This is a genomic window from Enterobacter sp. 3U4, from assembly GCF_057224565.1.
Window position 1 is genome coordinate 2,194,689 of the sequence record NZ_CP136665.1, and the last position, 19,266, is coordinate 2,213,954.

Annotated in this window: 21 protein-coding genes; 2 read left to right on the forward strand and 19 right to left on the reverse strand. The window is 55.1% G+C overall.

The window, feature by feature from the left end; translation table 11 throughout:
* Window positions 1-4: 4 nt before the first annotated feature.
* The 4 genes from thiK to hinT are packed head-to-tail and all read right to left on the reverse strand — an operon-like array spanning window position 5 to window position 2,203.
* Window positions 5-829, reverse strand: a complete 825-nt coding sequence (gene thiK / locus RVY89_RS10490; protein ID WP_484827777.1) for a thiamine kinase — start codon at window positions 827-829, stop codon at window positions 5-7.
* Window positions 810-1,457 carry a penicillin-binding protein activator LpoB gene (gene lpoB / locus RVY89_RS10495; protein ID WP_045326975.1) on the reverse strand — a complete coding sequence of 216 codons (648 nt, stop codon included), beginning with the start codon at window positions 1,455-1,457 and terminating at the stop codon, window positions 810-812. The genes thiK and lpoB overlap by 20 nt, the downstream gene beginning before the upstream one ends.
* A 10-nt stretch (window positions 1,458-1,467) precedes the next feature.
* Window positions 1,468-1,842 carry a YcfL family putative periplasmic lipoprotein gene (locus RVY89_RS10500; protein WP_024909034.1) on the reverse strand — a complete coding sequence of 125 codons (375 nt, stop codon included), beginning with the start codon at window positions 1,840-1,842 and terminating at the stop codon, window positions 1,468-1,470.
* Between the two features lies 1 nt (window position 1,843).
* Window positions 1,844-2,203 (reverse strand): purine nucleoside phosphoramidase, encoded by a 360-nt coding sequence (gene hinT / locus RVY89_RS10505; RefSeq protein ID WP_008500786.1) that lies wholly within the window; start codon window positions 2,201-2,203, stop codon window positions 1,844-1,846.
* Window positions 2,204-2,553: 350 nt separating this feature from the next.
* Here hinT and fhuE point away from each other — a divergent pair, with 350 nt between their 5' ends.
* Entirely contained in the window at window positions 2,554-4,743 is a 2,190-nt protein-coding gene (gene fhuE / locus RVY89_RS10510) for a ferric-rhodotorulic acid/ferric-coprogen receptor FhuE (protein ID WP_484827778.1), read from the forward strand.
* A 143-nt stretch (window positions 4,744-4,886) separates the two neighbouring features.
* Here fhuE and ptsG read toward each other — a convergent pair whose 3' ends face one another.
* From ptsG to yceD, 14 genes are all read right to left on the reverse strand, one after another.
* Window positions 4,887-6,320, reverse strand: a complete 1,434-nt coding sequence (gene ptsG, locus RVY89_RS10515; protein ID WP_023311158.1) for a PTS glucose transporter subunit IIBC — start codon at window positions 6,318-6,320, stop codon at window positions 4,887-4,889.
* Window positions 6,321-6,617: 297 nt separating this feature from the next.
* Window positions 6,618-7,412 carry a metal-dependent hydrolase gene (locus RVY89_RS10520; protein WP_371897747.1) on the reverse strand — a complete coding sequence of 265 codons (795 nt, stop codon included), beginning with the start codon at window positions 7,410-7,412 and terminating at the stop codon, window positions 6,618-6,620.
* Between the two features lie 10 nt (window positions 7,413-7,422).
* Entirely contained in the window at window positions 7,423-8,427 is a 1,005-nt protein-coding gene (holB, locus tag RVY89_RS10525) for a DNA polymerase III subunit delta' (RefSeq protein ID WP_484827779.1), read from the reverse strand.
* The gene (gene tmk / locus RVY89_RS10530; protein WP_484827780.1) at window positions 8,424-9,065 is read right to left on the reverse strand and encodes a dTMP kinase; all 642 of its coding nucleotides are present in this window, start codon (window positions 9,063-9,065) and stop codon (window positions 8,424-8,426) included. Before tmk ends, holB begins: the two co-directional genes overlap by 4 nt.
* Window positions 9,055-10,077, reverse strand: a complete 1,023-nt coding sequence (gene yceG, locus RVY89_RS10535) for a cell division protein YceG (RefSeq protein WP_484827781.1) — start codon at window positions 10,075-10,077, stop codon at window positions 9,055-9,057. Before yceG ends, tmk begins: the two co-directional genes overlap by 11 nt.
* A gap of 2 nt (window positions 10,078-10,079) precedes the next feature.
* A complete protein-coding gene (gene pabC / locus RVY89_RS10540) occupies window positions 10,080-10,889 on the reverse strand; it encodes an aminodeoxychorismate lyase (RefSeq protein WP_484827782.1) in 810 nt (269 codons plus the stop codon).
* 120 nt (window positions 10,890-11,009) lie between these two features.
* The gene (gene fabF, locus RVY89_RS10545; RefSeq protein WP_484827783.1) at window positions 11,010-12,251 is read right to left on the reverse strand and encodes a beta-ketoacyl-ACP synthase II; all 1,242 of its coding nucleotides are present in this window, start codon (window positions 12,249-12,251) and stop codon (window positions 11,010-11,012) included.
* Between the two features lie 91 nt (window positions 12,252-12,342).
* Entirely contained in the window at window positions 12,343-12,579 is a 237-nt protein-coding gene (acpP, locus tag RVY89_RS10550; RefSeq protein WP_003857954.1) for an acyl carrier protein, read from the reverse strand.
* A gap of 153 nt (window positions 12,580-12,732) precedes the next feature.
* On the reverse strand, window positions 12,733-13,467 hold the full coding sequence (gene fabG / locus RVY89_RS10555; protein WP_008500795.1) for a 3-oxoacyl-ACP reductase FabG: 735 nt from the start codon (window positions 13,465-13,467) through the stop codon (window positions 12,733-12,735).
* A 12-nt stretch (window positions 13,468-13,479) separates the two neighbouring features.
* Window positions 13,480-14,409 (reverse strand): ACP S-malonyltransferase, encoded by a 930-nt coding sequence (fabD, locus tag RVY89_RS10560; protein WP_484827784.1) that lies wholly within the window; start codon window positions 14,407-14,409, stop codon window positions 13,480-13,482.
* Between the two features lie 15 nt (window positions 14,410-14,424).
* The gene (locus tag RVY89_RS10565; RefSeq protein ID WP_008500797.1) at window positions 14,425-15,378 is read right to left on the reverse strand and encodes a beta-ketoacyl-ACP synthase III; all 954 of its coding nucleotides are present in this window, start codon (window positions 15,376-15,378) and stop codon (window positions 14,425-14,427) included.
* Window positions 15,379-15,384: 6 nt separating this feature from the next.
* On the reverse strand, window positions 15,385-16,419 hold the full coding sequence (plsX, locus tag RVY89_RS10570; protein WP_484827785.1) for a phosphate acyltransferase PlsX: 1,035 nt from the start codon (window positions 16,417-16,419) through the stop codon (window positions 15,385-15,387).
* An 80-nt stretch (window positions 16,420-16,499) separates the two neighbouring features.
* Window positions 16,500-16,673 carry a 50S ribosomal protein L32 gene (gene rpmF, locus RVY89_RS10575; RefSeq protein WP_003857964.1) on the reverse strand — a complete coding sequence of 58 codons (174 nt, stop codon included), beginning with the start codon at window positions 16,671-16,673 and terminating at the stop codon, window positions 16,500-16,502.
* Between the two features lie 16 nt (window positions 16,674-16,689).
* On the reverse strand, window positions 16,690-17,211 hold the full coding sequence (gene yceD, locus RVY89_RS10580) for a 23S rRNA accumulation protein YceD (protein ID WP_014883375.1): 522 nt from the start codon (window positions 17,209-17,211) through the stop codon (window positions 16,690-16,692).
* Window positions 17,212-17,351: 140 nt separating this feature from the next.
* Between yceD and RVY89_RS10585 the strand changes: the two genes are divergently transcribed.
* Window positions 17,352-17,936, forward strand: a complete 585-nt coding sequence (locus RVY89_RS10585; protein ID WP_484827786.1) for a Maf family protein — start codon at window positions 17,352-17,354, stop codon at window positions 17,934-17,936.
* A gap of 133 nt (window positions 17,937-18,069) precedes the next feature.
* Here the strand turns inward: RVY89_RS10585 and rluC are convergent, their stop codons facing one another.
* Entirely contained in the window at window positions 18,070-19,017 is a 948-nt protein-coding gene (rluC, locus tag RVY89_RS10590; protein ID WP_021240761.1) for a 23S rRNA pseudouridine(955/2504/2580) synthase RluC, read from the reverse strand.
* Window positions 19,018-19,266 lie beyond the last annotated feature (249 nt).

The window sequence follows — 19,266 nt, forward strand, 5'->3', positions numbered from 1 at the left end:
TCTCTTATCCTTTAGTTTGTAACTGACGCCAGGCATCGTCTGCCAGCGCAATAAATTGTTTGTCTCTGGACTGCCGATAGCGCATTTCAAACCAGCCAGCCATTAACATGACGACCCAGGGTCGCCAGCGTTTGACCTGCCGCCTCAGCGCGTCGACGTCAACGTGTGCCGCCTCGGCGTAGTCCCTGATAAGCGTCTGGCGCGCGGCGTCACTCTCCGTCCAGACTGCCGCCAGCTCCAGCGCCACGTCGCCATCTCCGGCATATTCCCAGTCGATAAGCCTGATGCCCGCTGGCGTATGCACAATATTTCCGGCATGAACATCCATGTGCAGCGGCGCGAGCCGAATCGGCTGCGGCTCGCCCGTTTTACGCAGCCGCCTGAGATGTGCCAGCCATACTGGGGTACGCCTGTCCGGCAGGGCTTGCTGCCAGTAATGTTCTAGCAGCGGGAATAACGTAATTCGCCACCCCAGACGTGGCTGCCGGTGCAGATGATACAGCATCGCCGCAAGCTCCGGCGTGTCCGGCAGCGCGCTTTTAACGTCACCGTCAAGATAGTCGACGGCCATCCAGCCCTCTTTGAATAAACGGGGCGCAGGTACGAGATCTGACGGAAGACGCCTCAGGGCACGAAACTGACGACGAAAATGGGAGGCAGGCGCGTAGGGATCGTGATTCTGCCGCAAGACCAGACGGTGTTCGCCCTGCGCTATAATGCAACTCGCGCCGCCAAGCCCGGAGTGGGCCTGCGGCGCGACAATGCGGTACTGAGGAAAATAGCGCGTCAGAATCTCTTCACGCGTGCTGTCATTGTTGCGTAACCGCACCTTTACCTGACCAGATAATTTCGCCAGTCTGAACCAGCATCAGCTGCATCTGCAGGGCCGGTGTATTCACGTTACCGGTGGCGTTAGAGTACAGCACATACTGTGCGCCAACGTTACGGGCGATGCCGATCGCCTTGCTGCGTGTGCCGAGGCTATCCTGCGGCGACAGGCCCAGCTGCTGTTTGGCTACCGCAAGCTGCTGAGCCGATACCAGCGTAAACTTACCGTTGTTAGCCAGAGCATTGCGCAGGGTTTCCGTCGCTTCACCCGCGTTCAGCGAACCGTTGGTACGGTTGTTGACGCTGTCGACCAGCAACACGCTGCCCGCCGTCACGCCCTGCGCCTGCAGCATTTTGCCTACCATTGGCTGCATTGCCCCGTTCCAGTCGTAATGGCGCACGCGCGGCGTGGGCTGCGACGTCTGGTCCGGATGCTCAATCGGGCCTGGCTGTGCCGGTATAGACGGTACGGACGGCACGGTTGGCTGCGGCTGCGTTGGCTGCGTCGGCTGTTCAGTGCCCGGTTTCGCCTCTTCCACAGGTGCAGGCTGTTCAGTTCGCGTCACACACCCTGCCAGAAACAGAGCGAAAGCTGTCACGAGCGCATAGCGGCTCAAATTTTTAATCAAGGTTCACCCCTCAGAGATAAAGATAAAGTCTCACCTTATGCGCACCCAGATAGTTGGCGCTGCCATAGAGCGTTACCGACGACCTGGCCGGAATGGTGACGCTACGCGGCGCCTCCAGCGGATGCATTTCAAGACCTCTTACGTCATACCAGAAAAAACGGTAGTGGACCGTCACGGGTTCGTGTCTTTCATTAAAGAGCGTAGAGGAGGCAGATGAGTTGATTTCACTGATGGTCAGCGCGGGCTGTTGCGCCGTGATGCCCGCGGCAAGCACGGAGGATTCCATCACCAGCGTCTGTTCATCGTTCACGGGGATCGCCGGGCGCGTGCTGCACCCCACAATCATCATCGTCACTACCAGCGCTGCAATACGCCCTTTACGCATGTCAAAGACCTTTATGTGCCAGCATCGGCCCCAGAGGACGTCCACCCAGCAGATGCATGTGAATATGATACACTTCCTGGCCACCATGACGGTTGCAGTTCATGATCAGACGGTAACCGTCTTCTGCAATCCCTTCCTGTTCAGCGATTTTCGCGGCCACCGTCAGCATACGACCTAACGCCACTTCATGCTCGGTTTTTACGTCGTTTACGGTCGGAATCAGAATATTGGGAATGATAAGGACGTGCGTCGGAGCCTGAGGGGAAATGTCCCGAAAAGCCGTTACCAGTTCATCCTGATAGACGATATCCGACGGAATTTCGCGGCGAATAATTTTACTGAAAATCGTTTCTTCAGCCATGACCTTTTCCTTTTTTGTTTAATCTGGCGCAATGCGTCCACTGTAAACACACTCACGGGATCGGCGTGTGACACAATTCAAGAGTATGAGCGAGTTTCTCCTGTCCTTTCAACCTCCTCCCTCGATTTCTTTGCTGAATGTTCATCACCTGAGTGAAGAGTGACCGCTCGCGGGCCTTAACGGGCTGAAACATTATTTCAGTTCCGGTCGACACATCTGTTTACAGCATTAATAGCAATGCGTATATTTCGCATTTGCATTTTCATGCGCATTTTTAACATAGAAAACGACGCCAGCCCGTGTCCGTGGGACTGACGCATACCCTCTTCATCGTTCATAAGGGTTTAATAATGTCTTTCATTCATCACACCAGGGATGGGCAACGTCAGCCTGTCGCAACGCCTTCGTTGCTGGCAGTCTGCATTGCTATGGCACTGACGCCAGCCGCCGCTTTCGCTGCATCAACAGCCGAAGATACCGTTGTTGTTGACGGCGGTTTTGACCAAACGCAGGATCCTTCCGCAAGTCAGGAGCGGGATTACAGCGTCAAAACCACCACCACCGGCACGAAGCTGTTGCTGGTTCCCCGCGATATCCCGCAGTCCGTCAGCGTGATTAGCCAGCAGCGCATGGCCGATCAGAACCTGCAGTCCATCGGTCAGGTGTTAACCAACACCACGGGCGTAACGGCGCAGGTGCAGGACAGCGACCGTACCGTGTTTTACTCGCGCGGATTTTTCGTCAGTAATTACGCCTATGACGACCTGCCAACCTCCATCAGCGAAGTGTGGAACTTTGGTGATACTGCCGCTGATACGGCGATTTATGACCGCATCGAAGTGGTCCGCGGCGCAACCGGCCTGATGTCCGGTACGGGCAACCCGGCGGCGTACGTCAACATGGTGCGTAAGCATGCGGACAGCACGGAATTTAAAGGTAACGTCTCCGCCAGCTACGGCAGCTGGGACAAGCAGCGCTACGTGCTGGATTTGCAGGCGCCGCTGGTGGAGTCAGGCAAGGTACGGGGCCGGATGATCGCAGGTTATCAGGACAACGACAGCTTCGTGGATAACTATCACTACCGGAAGAAATTCCTCTATGGCGTGATGGACGCGGACGTCACCGACAGCACCACCCTCTCGGTGGGATACGAATATCAGGAAAGCCATACCGCTGACCCAACCTGGGGCGGACTGCCTACGTGGTACAGCGACGGGAGTAAAACCCATTACGATCGCAGCCAGACCGTGGCGCCTGACTGGGCCTACTCGGACAAGGACAGCACCCGCATCTTCGCTAACCTGACTCAGCGTTTCGATAATGGCTGGGAAGCGCACATAAACGGCATGCATGCTGAAACCAACTTCGACTCTAAGCTGATGTATATGTCCGGCTATCCGGATAAAGAGACCGGTGCGGGCATGGTAGGCTACGGCGGCTGGAACCGTGGCGAACGTAAACAGGATGCCGTGGACGCTTTCCTGCGCGGCGATTTCGATCTCTTCGGCCGTCAGCACGAAATGATGTTCGGCGGCAGCTTCAGTCGTCAGCGTAACCATTACGACAACTCAATGCCTGACGCGGTTTACGGCATGGTTGATGTGGGTAACTTTAAGAACTGGAACGGGAAGATTGCCGACCCGCAGTGGACGCCGTGGAAACTCTACAGCCAGGACGACATTCGCCAGTCCTCAGCGTATACCTCCGCCCGCTTCTCGCTGGCCGATCCCCTGCATCTGATCCTCGGCGCGCGTTATACCAACTACAACATTCGCTATAACCCGGCGGGTTCCCCGGACACCCGTCTGGAAAGCACCAAAGATGACGTTACGCCATACGCGGGCCTGGTCTACGACATCAATGAAGACTGGTCGACCTACGTCAGCTATACCTCTATCTTCCAGCCCCAGGACAAGCGGGACGCCAGCGGACGCTATCTCGACCCCACTACGGGCAAAAGCTACGAAGCCGGTGTGAAAGCAGACTGGTTCAATACCCGTCTTACCACCTCGCTGGCGATTTTCCGCATTGAGCAGGATAACGTAGCAAGCAATACGTATACCTACATGACGAGCGGTGAGTCGATTTACCAATCGCTGGACGGCGTAGTGAGCAAAGGGATTGAGTTCGAGCTGAACGGCGCGTTGACCGATAACTGGCAGCTGACCTTCGGCGCGACCCGCTACATTGCTGAAGATAAGAATGGCAACGCCGTCAGCTCCGATCAGCCGCGCACAACCATGAAGCTGTTCACCCGTTATCAACTGCCAATGCTGCCGGAACTGACCGTGGGCGGTGGCGTGAACTGGCAAAACAAAGTGTGGACGGACGTGGAAGGCGGCCCGGCAGGACGTTCCCGCGCGGAGCAAGGCAGCTACGGGCTGGTTAATCTCTTTAGCCGTTATCAGGTCACCAAAGATTTTGCTGTTCAGGCGAACGTCAACAACCTGTTCGACAAAGAGTATTACGATTACGTCGGCTCTTATGTGGTTTATGGCGCGCCGCTGAACGTCTCGGTGAGCGCGAGCTACGACTTCTGAGTGTTAAGCCGGGTGGCGACTGCGCCTTACCTGGCCTACATTTGCATTTCGTAGGCCCGGTAAGCGCAGCGCCACCGGGCATGACAAACAGCACAAATAAAAAAGGCAGCCATTCGGCTGCCTTAGTCTCCCCAGGTCACAACTTAGTTGCTGCGGATGTACTCATCCATTTCGGTTTTCAGGTTATCGGATTTGGTACCGAAAATTGCCTGTACACCAGAACCTGCAACAACTACGCCCGCTGCGCCCAGTTTTTTCAGACCCGGCTGGTCTACTTTCGCTACGTCGGCAACGCTCACACGCAGACGAGTGATGCACGCGTCCAGGTTAGTGATGTTCTCTTTACCGCCGAACGCTGCAACCAGTGCCGGAGCCATTTCGCTGGTCGCGCCAGCTTTGCTGTCTTCTGTCGCATCTTCACGACCCGGAGTTTTCAGGTCCAGTGCTTTAATCAGCACGCGGAAGATGGTGTAGTAAACAACGGCATAGCACGCACCCACGATTGGGAACAGCCACAGTTTGCTGCTGTTACCGGACAGAACGATGAAGTCGATCAGGCCGTGAGAGAAGGATGTACCGTCACGCATACCCAGCAGGATACAGATTGGGAACGCCAGGCCCGCCAGAATCGCGTGGATAACGTACAGGATCGGCGCAACGAACATGAAGGAGAACTCGATCGGCTCGGTGATACCGGTCAGGAACGAGGTCAACGCTGCGGAGATCATGATACCGCCCACTTTTGCACGGTTCTCTGGCTTAGCAGAGTGCCAGATAGCAATCGCCGCTGCTGGCAGACCGTACATTTTGAACAGGAAGCCACCAGACAGTTTACCTGCAGTTGGGTCGCCCGCCATGTAACGTGGGATATCGCCGTGGAATACCTGACCTGCTGCGTTGGTGAATTCACCAATCTGCATCTGGAATGGAACGTTCCAGATGTGGTGCAGACCAAATGGCACCAGGCAACGCTCGATGAAGCCGTAGATACCAAACGCCACAACCGGGTTCTGGTAAGCAGCCCACTGAGAGAAGGTCTGGATAGCGGAGCCGATTGGTGGCCAGATGAAGGACAGGATCACGCCAGTGAAAATCGCTGCCAGACCAGAGATGATCGGAACGAAACGCTTGCCCGCGAAGAAGCCCAGATACTCAGGCAGCTTGATGCGATAGAAGCGGTTAAACATATACGCTGCAATCGCACCGGAGATGATACCGCCCAGAACACCGGTGTCTGCCAGGTGTTTCGCAGCGATCTCTTCTGCCGGTAAATGCAGAACCAGCGGCGCAACCACGGCCATGGTTTTTACCATGATGCCGTAGGCAACCACTGCAGCCAGCGCAGAAACGCCGTCGTTATTAGTGAAGCCCAGAGCCACACCGATCGCGAAGATCAGTGGCATGTTAGCAAAGACAGAACCGCCTGCTTCGGCCATCACGTGGGAGACTACGGCTGGCAGCCAGCTGAAGTTAGCAGAACCGACACCCAGCAGGATACCTGCGATAGGCAGTACGGATACTGGCAGCATCAGCGATTTACCGACCTTTTGCAGGTTAGCAAATGCATTCTTAAACATAATTGAGAGTGCTCCTGAGTATTTGTGCTTTTTTTACGCTTTCACGCATTGGCCCGGGGGGAGTACCGCGCCGTGGACAGGACATCTAAGCGCCCTTTATTTATTACACAGAGTAAAATAATTCCCTCTGAGTTTGTTTGACGGCTATCACGTTTCAGCTTAAGGCGGTCGAAAAACTTTCAGTTTTTTACAAAAAGCATGTCCGGATGTGTCTAAAAACACCCTCACCGCCCCAAATGAGGCGGTGAACTTTACTCGCTTTACTTATTAATTACGAGCCTAAAAAAAACAGGTGTATCAGACAGATTGCAGGCGGGCGGGGTCGATATGGAACAGCGTGGAGAAGTTTTCCGTCGTCACGCGGGCCAGCTCATCGATGCTGACGCCCTTCAGTACGGCCATGTACTCAGCCACATCTCTCGTCATAGCGGGCTGGTTCTCTTTACCGCGATGCGGCACCGGTGCGAGATAAGGAGAATCTGTCTCCACCAGAATGCGATCGAGCGGAACATAACGTGCAGCATCACGCAGCTGCTCAGCGTTACGGAACGTCACGATCCCCGAAAACGAGATATAAAACCCCAAATCAAGCAGCTTACCCGCCGTTTCTCTGTCTTCTGTGAAACAGTGTAGTACGCCACCGCAATCCGTCACGTTTTCTTCCCGGAGGATCGCCAGGGTATCCGCACGCGCATCGCGGGTGTGGACGATAACCGGCTTGTTCAGCTCCCGGCCAATGCGGATATGGTTGCGGAAGGACTCCTGCTGGCGCGGTTTGGTTTCCGGCGTGTAAAAATAGTCCAGCCCGGTCTCTCCCATTGCCACCACGCCCTCTTCCGCGGCCAGACGACGCAAATCGTCAACGTCATATTCTTCATCCTGGTTCAGGGGGTGTACGCCGCAGGAGAACACCACGTTATCGCGAACGCCCACCAGCTCGCGCATCGTGCGATAGCCCGGCAGCGTCGTCGCTACCGCAAGGCAGAATTTCACATCGCGGGCGGCGGCTTTCGCCAGCACGTCATCCACGTTTTTATGCAGGGATTGATAATCCAGGCCATCAAGATGGCAGTGTGAGTCGACTAAAAACATAATGTCTCTCTCAGAGATGGGAAACCGGCGGTGTGACGCCGGGTTGCAGGTAGTGTTCAATACGCAGTAACTGGTCGGTCAGTAAAAGCTCGCGATTAAGACCCGTCACGGTTAAAAGCTGTTCTCGGCTCTGGCAAATTTCATGAAGCATCGCATGAAGAATCTTCCCTGAAAGGCGGTTCGCCAGCGTATTCACCAGTGGCCACGCGTCCGGGTTGGTCAGCAGCGTTGCCCCTTGCTGAATTTTGAGTGCATCCAGCAGCAACGAGGCCAGCCAGTGCAGACGCTCAACGGCCCGATCGCTGTTAAGCGCAGGCAATACGCTTAGCCAGTCGTGGTTATTCAGTGCCGTTTCGACGGTCCGGCAAAGCGTTTCTCGCTCTGACCAGACGTCAGGCTGCAGTAATGCCAGCGCCGCCGCGGGCGCGCCGCTGCTCAGACGCAAGGCGCTCAGGGCGCTCTCAGGTGACGTGGTCACCTCACGCTCAAGCCAGCTCAGCGCCCACGATTCCTGAGGTACCGCCAGGTGATGAAGACGACAGCGGCTGCGCAGCGTCGCCAGCAAGCGTCCCGGGTCGCGGCACGAGAGGAAAAACCACGTTTTAACCGGCGGCTCTTCCAGGGTTTTCAGCAGGGCGTTAGCCGCCGCTTCGGTAAGCTGCGTGGCGTCTTTGAGCCAGACCACTTTAGCGCCGCCCAGTCGCGCGTGTTCGTACAATTTTTCACTGACTTCCCGCACGGCATCGATACCCAGCGCGCTTTTCCCCTTCTCAGGCTCAAGGGTGTAGTAGTCAGGGTGCGTGCCCGCCTGCATCAGCTGGCAGCCGCGGCATTTGCCGCAGCTCTTATGCCCTTCCGGCTGCTGGCACATCAGAAAACGGGTGATGGCATAAATCAACGCATCATCGCCCATCCCCGGCAATGCCTGAATCAGTAACGCATGATGCCCCCGCCCCGCCTGATAGCTGCCGATCAGCTGTTCAAAGTGTGGGCGCAACCATGGATACCATTTCATGCCTGCTGCTCCTGCACCCACTGCGTCACGGTTTGCTGAATGTCGCGCGTGACGTCGTCCAGGGATTGCGTCGCATCGATGGTACAAATTGAGCTGTCCTGTGCGGCCAGTTCAAGATAGCGCGCGCGGGTACGGTTAAAGAAATCAAACGACTCTTGTTCAATGCGGTCCAGCTCGCCGCGAGCGCGGGCACGCTTGAGGCCCACTTCCGGAGTCACATCCAGATAGAGCGTCAGGTCGGGGCGAAAATCACCTAAAACGGCATTACGCAGGGTGGCCAGCATGGTCTGGTCGATGCCGCGTCCGCCACCCTGATACGCCTGAGTCGACAGATCGTGACGGTCGCCGATCACCCACTTGCCGTCGGCCAGGGCGGGTTTGATCACCGTCTCAACCAGCTGAACGCGCGCCGCGTAGAACATCAGCACTTCGGCTTTGTCAGTGATAATTTCGTCGCCGACGGATTTGATATCCAGCACCAGGCTACGGAGCTTTTCAGCCAGCTGCGTGCCGCCCGGCTCGCGGGTAAATACCATGTCCGCCACGCCAAGCGCTTTGAGCGTATCCACCACCACGTTGCGGGCGGTGGTTTTACCCGCCCCTTCGAGTCCCTCAATGACAATGTATTTACTGCGCATTTTTTTCCTTAAGTGCCTTCAGATAGTCCTGAACAGAGCGATTGTGGCTGGCAAGGTTGGTGTTAAAGGCGTGTCCCCCTTTTCCATCAGCCACAAAATAGAGATACGGTGTTTTCGCCGGATGCGCGGCGGCTTTGAGTGACGCTTCGCTCGGCGTGGCAATCGGACCAGGCGGTAAACCGCTAATCACGTAGGTATTATACGCCGTTGGCGTCTCCAGATCTTTTCTGGAGATCTTGCCCGTATAGCTCTCGCCCATGCCGTAGATGACGGTAGGGTCGGTTTGCAGGCGCATGCCAATGCGCAAACGGTTGATAAATACTGACGCCACCCGATCGCGTTCGGCGGCAACGGCGGTCTCTTTCTCGATAATCGAGGCCATGGTGACAAACTGGTTTTGATCTTTATAAGGTAAACCATCCATTCGCCCTTCCCAGGCGGCATCCACGGCGGCGACCATTTTTTTGTGCGCCCGCTTCAGTATCGCCACATCGGTCGTGCCGGCGGTGTACATCCAGGTATCTGGCCAGAACCAGCCTTCCACCCATTCGGGATGCTCAAACTTGAGCACGTCGGCCACCGTCTGGTAGCTGTCATCCTTCAGGGTATGTTTGATATACGGCGCATCGCGCAGCTGTTTGAGGTAATCGCTCAGGCGCATCCCTTCCACAAACCGCAGGGGGAACTGGGCTTCTTTGCCGCTTTCCAGCAGCTGCAGCATCTCTCTGACGGTCATTCCCGGCGTAAAGCGATAGGTCCCGGCTTTGAAATGTGACAGCTCAGGCTCCACGCGCAATAACCACTGGAATACCCGTGGGCGATTGATAATCTTGTCGCCATAGAGCTGTTCCCCAAGCGCCTGGCGGCCGGTTCCCGCTTTCAGGGTAAAGATCGTTTCGTCTTTAACCAGGATCTTGCTGTCAGCCAGCTGGCGAACTTTCCATACGCCAGCTCCGCCAGCGACGCCCAGCGCAACGATGAGGATAAGGACAAAGCGCAACATTTTTTTCATGACTATCTGGTTTGCTCACATATCGGGGCTAAAAACTGAAACAGCTCGCGCGAAGACCAGCGTTGTTGGCCATACGCACGGACGGGTACAACAGGCATCAGCGCATTGCAGATGATGACTTCATCGGCAGTCTGTAGCGCGGCTTCTCCTGCGCTAACTTCGACAACGCGATAGCCAGAGCGTGCCAGCTGTTGCAGACAAAACTGACGCATTAACCCATTTACGCCAGCGTGCTCAAGCGATGGAGTGAACACTTCTCCCCCCTGCCGCCAGAGTAAATTAGCCGCACAGCATTCCGTAATGAACCCTTCGCTGTCAAGAACCAGCGCCTCATCGGCGTCCGTCTGTTCAAGATGAGTACGAATGAGCACCTGCTCCAGGCGATTGAGATGCTTCAGTCCGGCCAGCATCGGGTTTCGTCCCAGTCGTACCGGGCTCAGCGTCAGCGTGACGCCGTCTTCTCGCCAGCGAGAGTAATGCGTGGGATAAGCAGAAACGGAGAGAATACGCGTAGGGTTGATACACGATGCGGCACTGTACCCCCGGCCACCACTGCCGCGGCTAATGATGACTTTGAGTACGCCGCTATTCTTCCCGGTTGCCAGCAGGCACATTTCCTGGCGCAACGTGTCCCAGTGCGTAAAGGGGATCATTAGCTTTTCACAGCCATGCTGCAGGCGTCGAATGTGCGCATCCAGCAGGCAGACACCGCCATCCAGAATGCGCGCTGTCGTAAAGCAACCATCACCAAACTGTATCGCCCTGTCGCTGGCAGGCAGCGTTTCCTGCTCAAGGCCATTGATTAAAAACATGGTGGCTCCTTATGCGTGGGCGTTTAGTCTGGCAGCATGTCTTGCAGCCGACAAGAAGATTAGCCTTAATAAAAAAGGCCCGGCAAGCGGACCTTTTTAAAAGCTATCGGGACGTCAGGATCAGATCTTTTTGAAGATCAGAGAGCCGTTGGTGCCGCCGAAGCCGAAGGAGTTACACAGGGTGTACTCCATACCGCTCACCTGACGCGCTTCGTGAGGAACGAAGTCCAGATCGCAACCTTCATCCGGGTTATCCAGGTTGATGGTTGGCGGAATAGCCTGATCGCGCAGCGCAAGGATGGAGTAGATCGACTCTACTGCACCCGCCGCACCCAACAGGTGACCGGTCATGGACTTGGTGGAGCTCACCATTACGCGGCTGGCAGACTCGCCGAAGATAGACTTAACCGCCTGAGCTTCAGCTTTATCGCCTGCTGGCGTAGAGGTGCCGTGTGCGTTCACGTAGCCAATTTGTGCTGGGGTAATACCCGCATCACGAATCGCGTTTTCCATCGCCAGCGCAGCACCCGCGCCGTTCTCAGGAGGAGACGTCATGTGATAAGCATCGCTGCTCATGCCGAAACCAACGATTTCAGCATAGATTTTCGCACCGCGTTTTTTCGCGTGTTCGTACTCTTCCAGTACGATCATGCCCGCCCCGTCGCCCAGCACAAAGCCGTCACGGTCTTTATCCCACGGACGGCTCGCCGCCTGCGGGTTATCATTACGGGTAGACAGCGCACGCGCCGCACCAAAACCGCCAACACCCAGCGGGGTACTGGCTTTTTCAGCACCGCCCGCAACCATAGCATCTGCATCGCCGTACGCAATAATGCGCGCGGCCTGGCCGATGTTATGTACGCCAGACGTACAGGCGGTCGCGATAGAAATGCTTGGCCCACGCAGGCCGAACATGATGGTCAGGTGACCCGCCACCATGTTAACAATCGTGGACGGAACGAAGAACGGGCTGATCTTACGCGGGCCGCCATTCATCAGAGATGTATGGTTTTCCTCGATCAGGCCAAGACCGCCAATCCCGGAGCCGATAGCGGCGCCGATACGGGTTGCGTTCTCTTCCGTAATCTCAAGGCCAGAATCCTGCATGGCCTGAACGCCAGCGACAATTCCATATTGAATGAAGGCATCCATCTTGCGCTGTTCTTTACGCGAGATGATCTCTTCACAGTTAAAATCCTTTACTAAGCCAGCAAATTTCGTTGCATAGGCGCTAGTATCGAAATGGTCGATTAGGCTGATGCCGCTCTGACCGGCAAGGAGAGCTTTCCAGGTGGACTCTACGGTATTGCCGACAGGAGACAACATGCCAAGTCCGGTCACAACTACACGACGCTTAGACACGTTTGTCCTCCAGGGAGGGATAAAAAAAGAGATTCGTGGGACTAAAAAAGATAAAACTCAGGCGGTCGAATGACCGCCTGGAGATGTTCACTTACGCCTGGTGACCGTTGATGTAATCAATGGCAGCCTGAACGGTGGTGATCTTCTCAGCTTCTTCGTCCGGAATCTCAGTATCAAACTCTTCTTCCAGAGCCATTACCAGCTCAACGGTGTCAAGAGAATCTGCGCCCAGGTCTTCAACGAAGGAAGCGGAGTTCACAACTTCTTCCTGCTTAACGCCCAGCTGTTCGCCGATAATTTTCTTAACGCGTTCTTCGATAGTGCTCATACTCTTAAATTTCCTATCAAAACTCGCTTTCGCGATGGTTTTCGTAGTGTATAAAATGTTGAAAAATTTGCAACTAAATCCCGGCAGTTCTTACCACGATTTTACGTTATTTTGAGGCCTTTTACCCAAATAACGCAAATTTTTTTATCGTGGTTAAACCATATACATCCCGCCGTTGACGTGGAGGGTCTCACCAGTGATGTAACCCGCCTCGTCAGAGGCTAAAAATGCAACCGCACTGGCGATTTCTTTAGGGTCGCCAAGACGACCCGCCGGAACTGCCGCCAGCGTACCCGCACGCTGCTCATCAGTCAGCGCACGCGTCATGTCCGTTTCAATAAAGCCCGGAGCAACAACGTTTACCGTAATACCGCGGGACGCAACTTCACGCGCCAGCGACTTACTGAAACCAATCAGACCTGCTTTCGCCGCAGCGTAGTTAGCCTGACCAGCATTTCCCATGGTACCAACCACAGAACCGACAGTGATAATACGACCATGACGCTTTTTCATCATAGCGCGCATTACCGCTTTTGACAGACGGAATACAGATGACAGGTTGGTTTCGATGATATCGTTCCACTCGTCGTCTTTCATTCGCATTAACAGATTATCGCGAGTGATCCCGGCGTTGTTTACCAGAATATCCACTTCGCCAAACTCTGCGCGAATATTTTCCAGAACAGATTCGATAGATGCAGGTTCAGTCACATTCAGAACCAGACCTTTACCGTTTGCACCCAGATACTCGCTGATGGCCTGAGCGCCATTCTCGCTGGTTGCTGTACCAATCACCTTCGCGCCGCGCGCAACCAGTGTTTCAGCAATTGCACGCCCGATACCGCGGCTTGCGCCAGTGACCAGGGCGATTTTTCCTTCAAAACTCATGGTATTCCTCTTTTATTGCGAGAGTGCCGCTGACATCGCTTCCGGCTCGTTAATCGCCGAGGCTGTCAGGGTGTCAACAATACGTTTTGTCAGACCGGTGAGGACTTTCCCTGGGCCGACTTCATACAGATGCTCAACGCCCTGAGAGGCCATAAACTCAACGGTTTTAGTCCACTGTACCGGGCTGTAGAGCTGGCGAACCAGTGCGTCACGGATAGCTTCCGGCGAGGTTTCGCATTTCACATCGACGTTGTTCACAACGGAAATCGTCGGTGCGTTAAACGTAATTTTTTCCAGCTCAACCGCCAGTTTTTCAGCAGCAGGCTTCATCAGCGCACAGTGCGACGGCACGCTAACCGGCAGCGGCAGCGCACGCTTAGCACCCGCGGCTTTACAGGCCGCACCCGCACGTTCAACCGCTTCTTTATGACCGGCGATAACTACCTGGCCCGGCGAGTTGAAGTTCACTGGCGAGACAACCTGGCCTTCAGCAGATTCTTCACACGCTTTTGCAATTGCAGCATCATCCAGACCGATGATGGCAGACATACCGCCCGTGCCTTCCGGCACCGCTTCCTGCATAAATTTGCCGCGCAGTTCCACCAGACGTACCGCGTCAGCAAACGCGATCACGCCGGCGCACACCAGCGCAGAGTATTCACCAAGACTATGGCCCGCGAGCAGCGCTGGCGCTTTACCGCCCTGCTGCTGCCAGACACGCCACAGCGCAACGGACGCGGTCAGCAGCGCTGGCTGGGTCTGCCAGGTTTTGTTCAGCTCTTCGGCCGGACCCTGCTGGGTCAGCGCCCATAAATCATAACCCAGTGCATCAGAAGCTTCACGGAAAGTCTCTTCAATGACCGGATAATGTGCTGCCATTTCAGACAACATCCCAACGGTTTGAGAGCCCTGGCCCGGGAACACAAAAGCAAATTGCGTCATTTTTTATTCCTTATACTAGAAACGAACCAGCGCGGAACCCCAGGTGAACCCGCCACCAAAGGCTTCAAGCAAGACCAGCTGGCCCCGTTTGATTCGTCCATCGCGTACCGCTTCATCAAATGCGCACGGTACCGACGCCGCAGAGGTGTTGCCGTGACGATCCAGCGTCACTACAACGTTATCCATCGACATGCCCAGCTTTTTCGCGGTTGCGCTGATGATACGCAGGTTCGCCTGATGCGGCACCAGCCAGTCGAGGGCAGAGCGCTCAAGGTTATTCGCTTCCAGCGTTTCATCAACGATGTGTGCAAGCTCAGTCACCGCCACCTTGAACACCTCGTTCCCTGCCATGGTCAGGTAAATCGAGTTGTCCGGATTAACGCGATCGGCGTTAGGCAGGGTCAACAGTTCGCCATAGCTGCCATCAGCATGCAGATGCGTAGAGATGATACCCGGCTCTTCGGACTGCCCCAGCAGCACCGCACCCGCACCATCACCAAAAATAATGATCGTTCCGCGATCGGTTGGATCGCAGGTACGCGCCAGCACGTCAGCACCGATCACCAGCGCATATTTAACGGCACCGGATTTCACGTACTGATCGGCAACGCTCAGCGCATAGGTGAAGCCTGCGCACGCGGCAGCGACGTCAAACGCCGGGCAGCCTTTAATGCCGAGCATGTTTTGCACCTGGCACGCAGCGCTTGGGAAAGCGTGCGTGGCGGACGTCGTGGCGACCACGATCAAGCCAATCTGTTCTTTATCAATGCCCGCCATTTCGATAGCACGCTGTGCGGCTTCGTAACCCATGGTCGACACAGTTTCGTCTGGCGCGGCAATACGACGTTCACGGATACCTGTGCGCGTGACAATCCACTCGTCAGACGTATCTACCATTTTTTCCAGATCGGCGTTGGTACGCACTTGTTTTGGCAGGTAGCTGCCGGTACCTAAAATCTTCGTATACATGTACGCTCAGTCACTTTTAGCTAATACAGATTCCAGGCGAGCGGCAATCCGCTGAGGGACTTGTCGCTGCACCGCCTGCACTGCCTGTTCAATCGCGACAGCAAATGCTCGCTGATTGGCGGCGCCATGACTCTTAATCACGATGCCGCGCAATCCTAACAGACAGGCGCCATTATACTGGTCGGGGTTGAGGTGACTGAATCGCCGCGTCAGGCTCTTTTGTAACCAACGCTTCAATAAAATTAGCCACCAGGCGCTTTTTTTGCCTTCTCCCTGAGATTTCAGCAGAGAAAGAAACATGCGCACGACCCCTTCCATGGTCTTCAACGTTACGTTTCCGGTGAAGCCATCGCACACCAGAACATCCGTTTTACCCGTCAACAACTCATTGGCCTCGAGATAACCAATATAGTTGATGGAGGGAACCTGTTTGAGCAATTCAGCCGCTTCGCGAATGCTGTCCAGGCCTTTGGTCTCTTCTTCACCAATGTTCAGTAACGCAACACGGGGAGTGTTGATCCCGACCACTTCTTCTGCCAGCACCGATCCCATCACGGCAAACTGAGCCAGCATAGTACTATCACAGTCGACGTTAGCGCCCAAATCGAGCACCACCGTCCTGCCCTTCTGCTGATGCGGTAACACCGTTACCAGCGCCGGACGCTCAATACCTTCAATAGGTTTGAGCAGCAATTTCGACAGCCCCATCAGCGCGCCGGTATTCCCCGCGCTGACGCAAGCCTGAGCTCGCCCTTCTTTCACCAGCTCCAGCGCTATTCGCATAGAGCTGCCGCGACTATTGCGAATCGCCTGCGAGGGTCGGGCATCACTGGCAATAACTGACTGCGCAGGAATAATCTGCAGACGCGAACGTTGTTCAAAGTCAGCTTTTGCGAGTAATGGCGTGATTGTGTCGGGATTGCCGACTAAAAGAAGTGTGAGTTGCGAATTAGAATTCAGTGCCTGCAATGCTGCAGGCACTGTCACGGAAGGGCCAAAATCGCCCCCCATGACATCTAACGCCAGGGTTAGACGTGTCAAGGTATCGTCGCAGCCTGGTTCGGTAAATTCCCCGTTTGCACGGGGAAATCCTCACTAAGCCTAATCACGCTTGCGCGTGATTACTTAGTGATAACCTTGCGGCCGCGGTAGAAACCGTCAGCGGTGATGTGGTGACGCAGGTGTTTCTCACCAGAAGTCTTGTCTACAGACAGGCTGGTAACTGCAGTCAGCGCGTCATGGGAACGACGCATGCCACGTTTGGAACGGGTTGGTTTATTCTGTTGTACGGCCATGGACCTTACTCCTCAATTACTTACGCTTTAAGCTGGCTAATACGGCAAATGGGTTTGGTTTTTGCGCTTCATCAGGCAGTTCCCCAAAGACCATGTCCGCCTCGGACACTTCACAGTGTTCAGAATCATGCACCGGAACCACTGGCAAGGTGAGGATGATTTCATCTTCAACCAGAGCCAGAAGATCGATTTCACCGAATTCGTTAACCTCAATCGGCTCATACGCTTCCGGGAGTGCTTCAGCCTGTTCGTCAGAACGAACGGGACTGAAACAATACGTTGTGTGAACATGCTGTACAAACGGTTTCCCGCAACGCTGACACTCGAGCGTTACCGTCACCTTTGCATCACCGGTTAAAACGGCGAGACGCTGGTTGTCGATAGCGAACGACATGGAGCATTCTACATCACTGTCCACACTGACTACGGATTCGGCAATACGCTCAGCCTGATCGGAAGTATAGATACCTTCGTAATCGAGGCGTTTTTGAGCCGTACGGACCGGATCAAGAGTCAGGGGTAATTTTACCTTTTGCATAGGGCGCGCATATTAACTTTGTAACGTCATAGAGTCAAAGAAAAAGGCAACCAGAGCTGCCTTTTGCCAATTATTCGCACACATTGCGGCCTGTAGTTTAAAATGGCTGGCATCGATACGCTATATCTGGTGATAAAAATATGCCAAATCTCGTCCTTGCTTCCACCTCTCCCTACCGCCGAATGCTGCTGGAGAAGCTCGGGATCCCGTTTGAATGCGCCGCGCCAGAGGTGGATGAGACGCCACAGCCGGGCGAGTCACCGCGCCATCTGGTAACGCGTCTTGCTAAGGAGAAGGCGCAGTCGCTGGCCGCACGCTATCCTTCGCATTTGATTATAGGCTCCGACCAGGTTTGCGTGCTGGACGGCGAAATCACCGGCAAGCCCCATACGGAGGAGAACGCCTGCCAGCAGCTTCTGCGTGCGCGAGGCACTATCGTGACCTTTTATACCGGCCTGGCGCTCTATAACTCCGCCTCCGGTCATCTGCAGACCGAATGCGAGCCGTTCGACGTACACTTCCGCCATCTCAGCGAGCAAGAGATTATGGATTATGTGCGTCGGGAACGTCCGCTGAACTGCGCGGGGAGCTTTAAAAGTGAAGGGCTGGGGATTGCGCTGTTCGACAAGCTGGACGGTCGGGATCCCAACACCCTGGTGGGGTTACCGCTGATTGCCTTGTGTCAGATGTTACGGCGAGAAGAGTGTAATCCGCTGATCATGTGACTTTTGCCCAGCGGCGCTTCGCTTGCATGGGCCGACTAGACTGCGGGCTGATGCCCTCACCCCCGGCCCTCTCTCACGGGGAGAGGGAGCAAACATTAAAAACGGCAACGAATGTTGCCGTTTTACGTTTACCTTAGCCGCGCAGAACCTTAAGACAGCGTTTCAGCTGCTCATCCAGCGGCGCTTCAATACGGATGACTTCACCAGTATTCGGATGGGTAAACTTCAGCGCTGCCGCATGCAGGAACAGACGCGAGAGTCCCGTTCCCGCCAGCTGCTTATCAAACTCGCGGTCGCCATAGCGGTCGTCAAAGGCGATGGGGTGCCCTGCAAACTGCGTATGCACGCGGATCTGGTGGGTACGACCGGTCACCGGGCTGCAGCGCACCAGCGTGGCAAACTCATAGCGCTCTTCAACCTTAAAGCGCGTCTCAGACGGTTTCCCTTCCTGGCTCACGCGGACAATACGCTCACCGCTTTGCAGAATGTTCTTCAGCAGCGGCGCCTGCACCACTTTTACATGGGACTGCCACTGGCCGCGCACCAGCGCCAGATAGTCTTTCTGCATCCCTTTCTCACGCAGCTGTTCGTGCAGAGAACGCAGCGCGGAACGCTTTTTCGCCACCAGCAGTACGCCAGAGGTGTCACGGTCCAGACGGTGCACCAGCTCAAGGAAGCGCGCTTCCGGGCGCAGGGCACGCAGCCCTTCAATCACGCCGAAGCTCAGACCGCTACCGCCATGGACTGCCGTTCCTGACGGTTTATTTAGCACCAGAATATGGTCATCTTCGTAAAGGATGACATCGCTAAGGGCCGCCACTTTCTGTAGCTTCGGTGAAACGGTCTCTTCTTCGCGTTCTGCAACGCGCACCGGCGGAATACGCACTTCATCGCCCGCCTCGAGTTTGTACTCAGGCTTCACGCGTTTTTTGTTAACCCGCACCTCGCCCTTACGCAGGATGCGGTAAATCATGCTCTTTGGCACCCCTTTGAGCTGGGTGCGCAAAAAGTTATCGATACGTTGCCCCGCTTCATCTTCGGCGATGGCAACCATTTTTACGGCTGGAGTCTCTGTTTTCATGGTTGGCGATTCTAAATATCGACAGCCATTAGCGCCACTCATTTTTCTATGCTTATATTTACTTTTATCCGGCCTGTCCCCCGTTTCGCGCAACCGATTTGGTGGTTATTAAACCAATCGCCATTCTGAAGTGAAGAAACTGTGAGTAACCGGGTGATAATTGGTAAAAGTCATCTTGCTATAACCCGGCGAGCAGTGGAATAATGAGGCTGTTTTCCGTGTTAAATCCTGGTTAAGTAAGGATGTTGA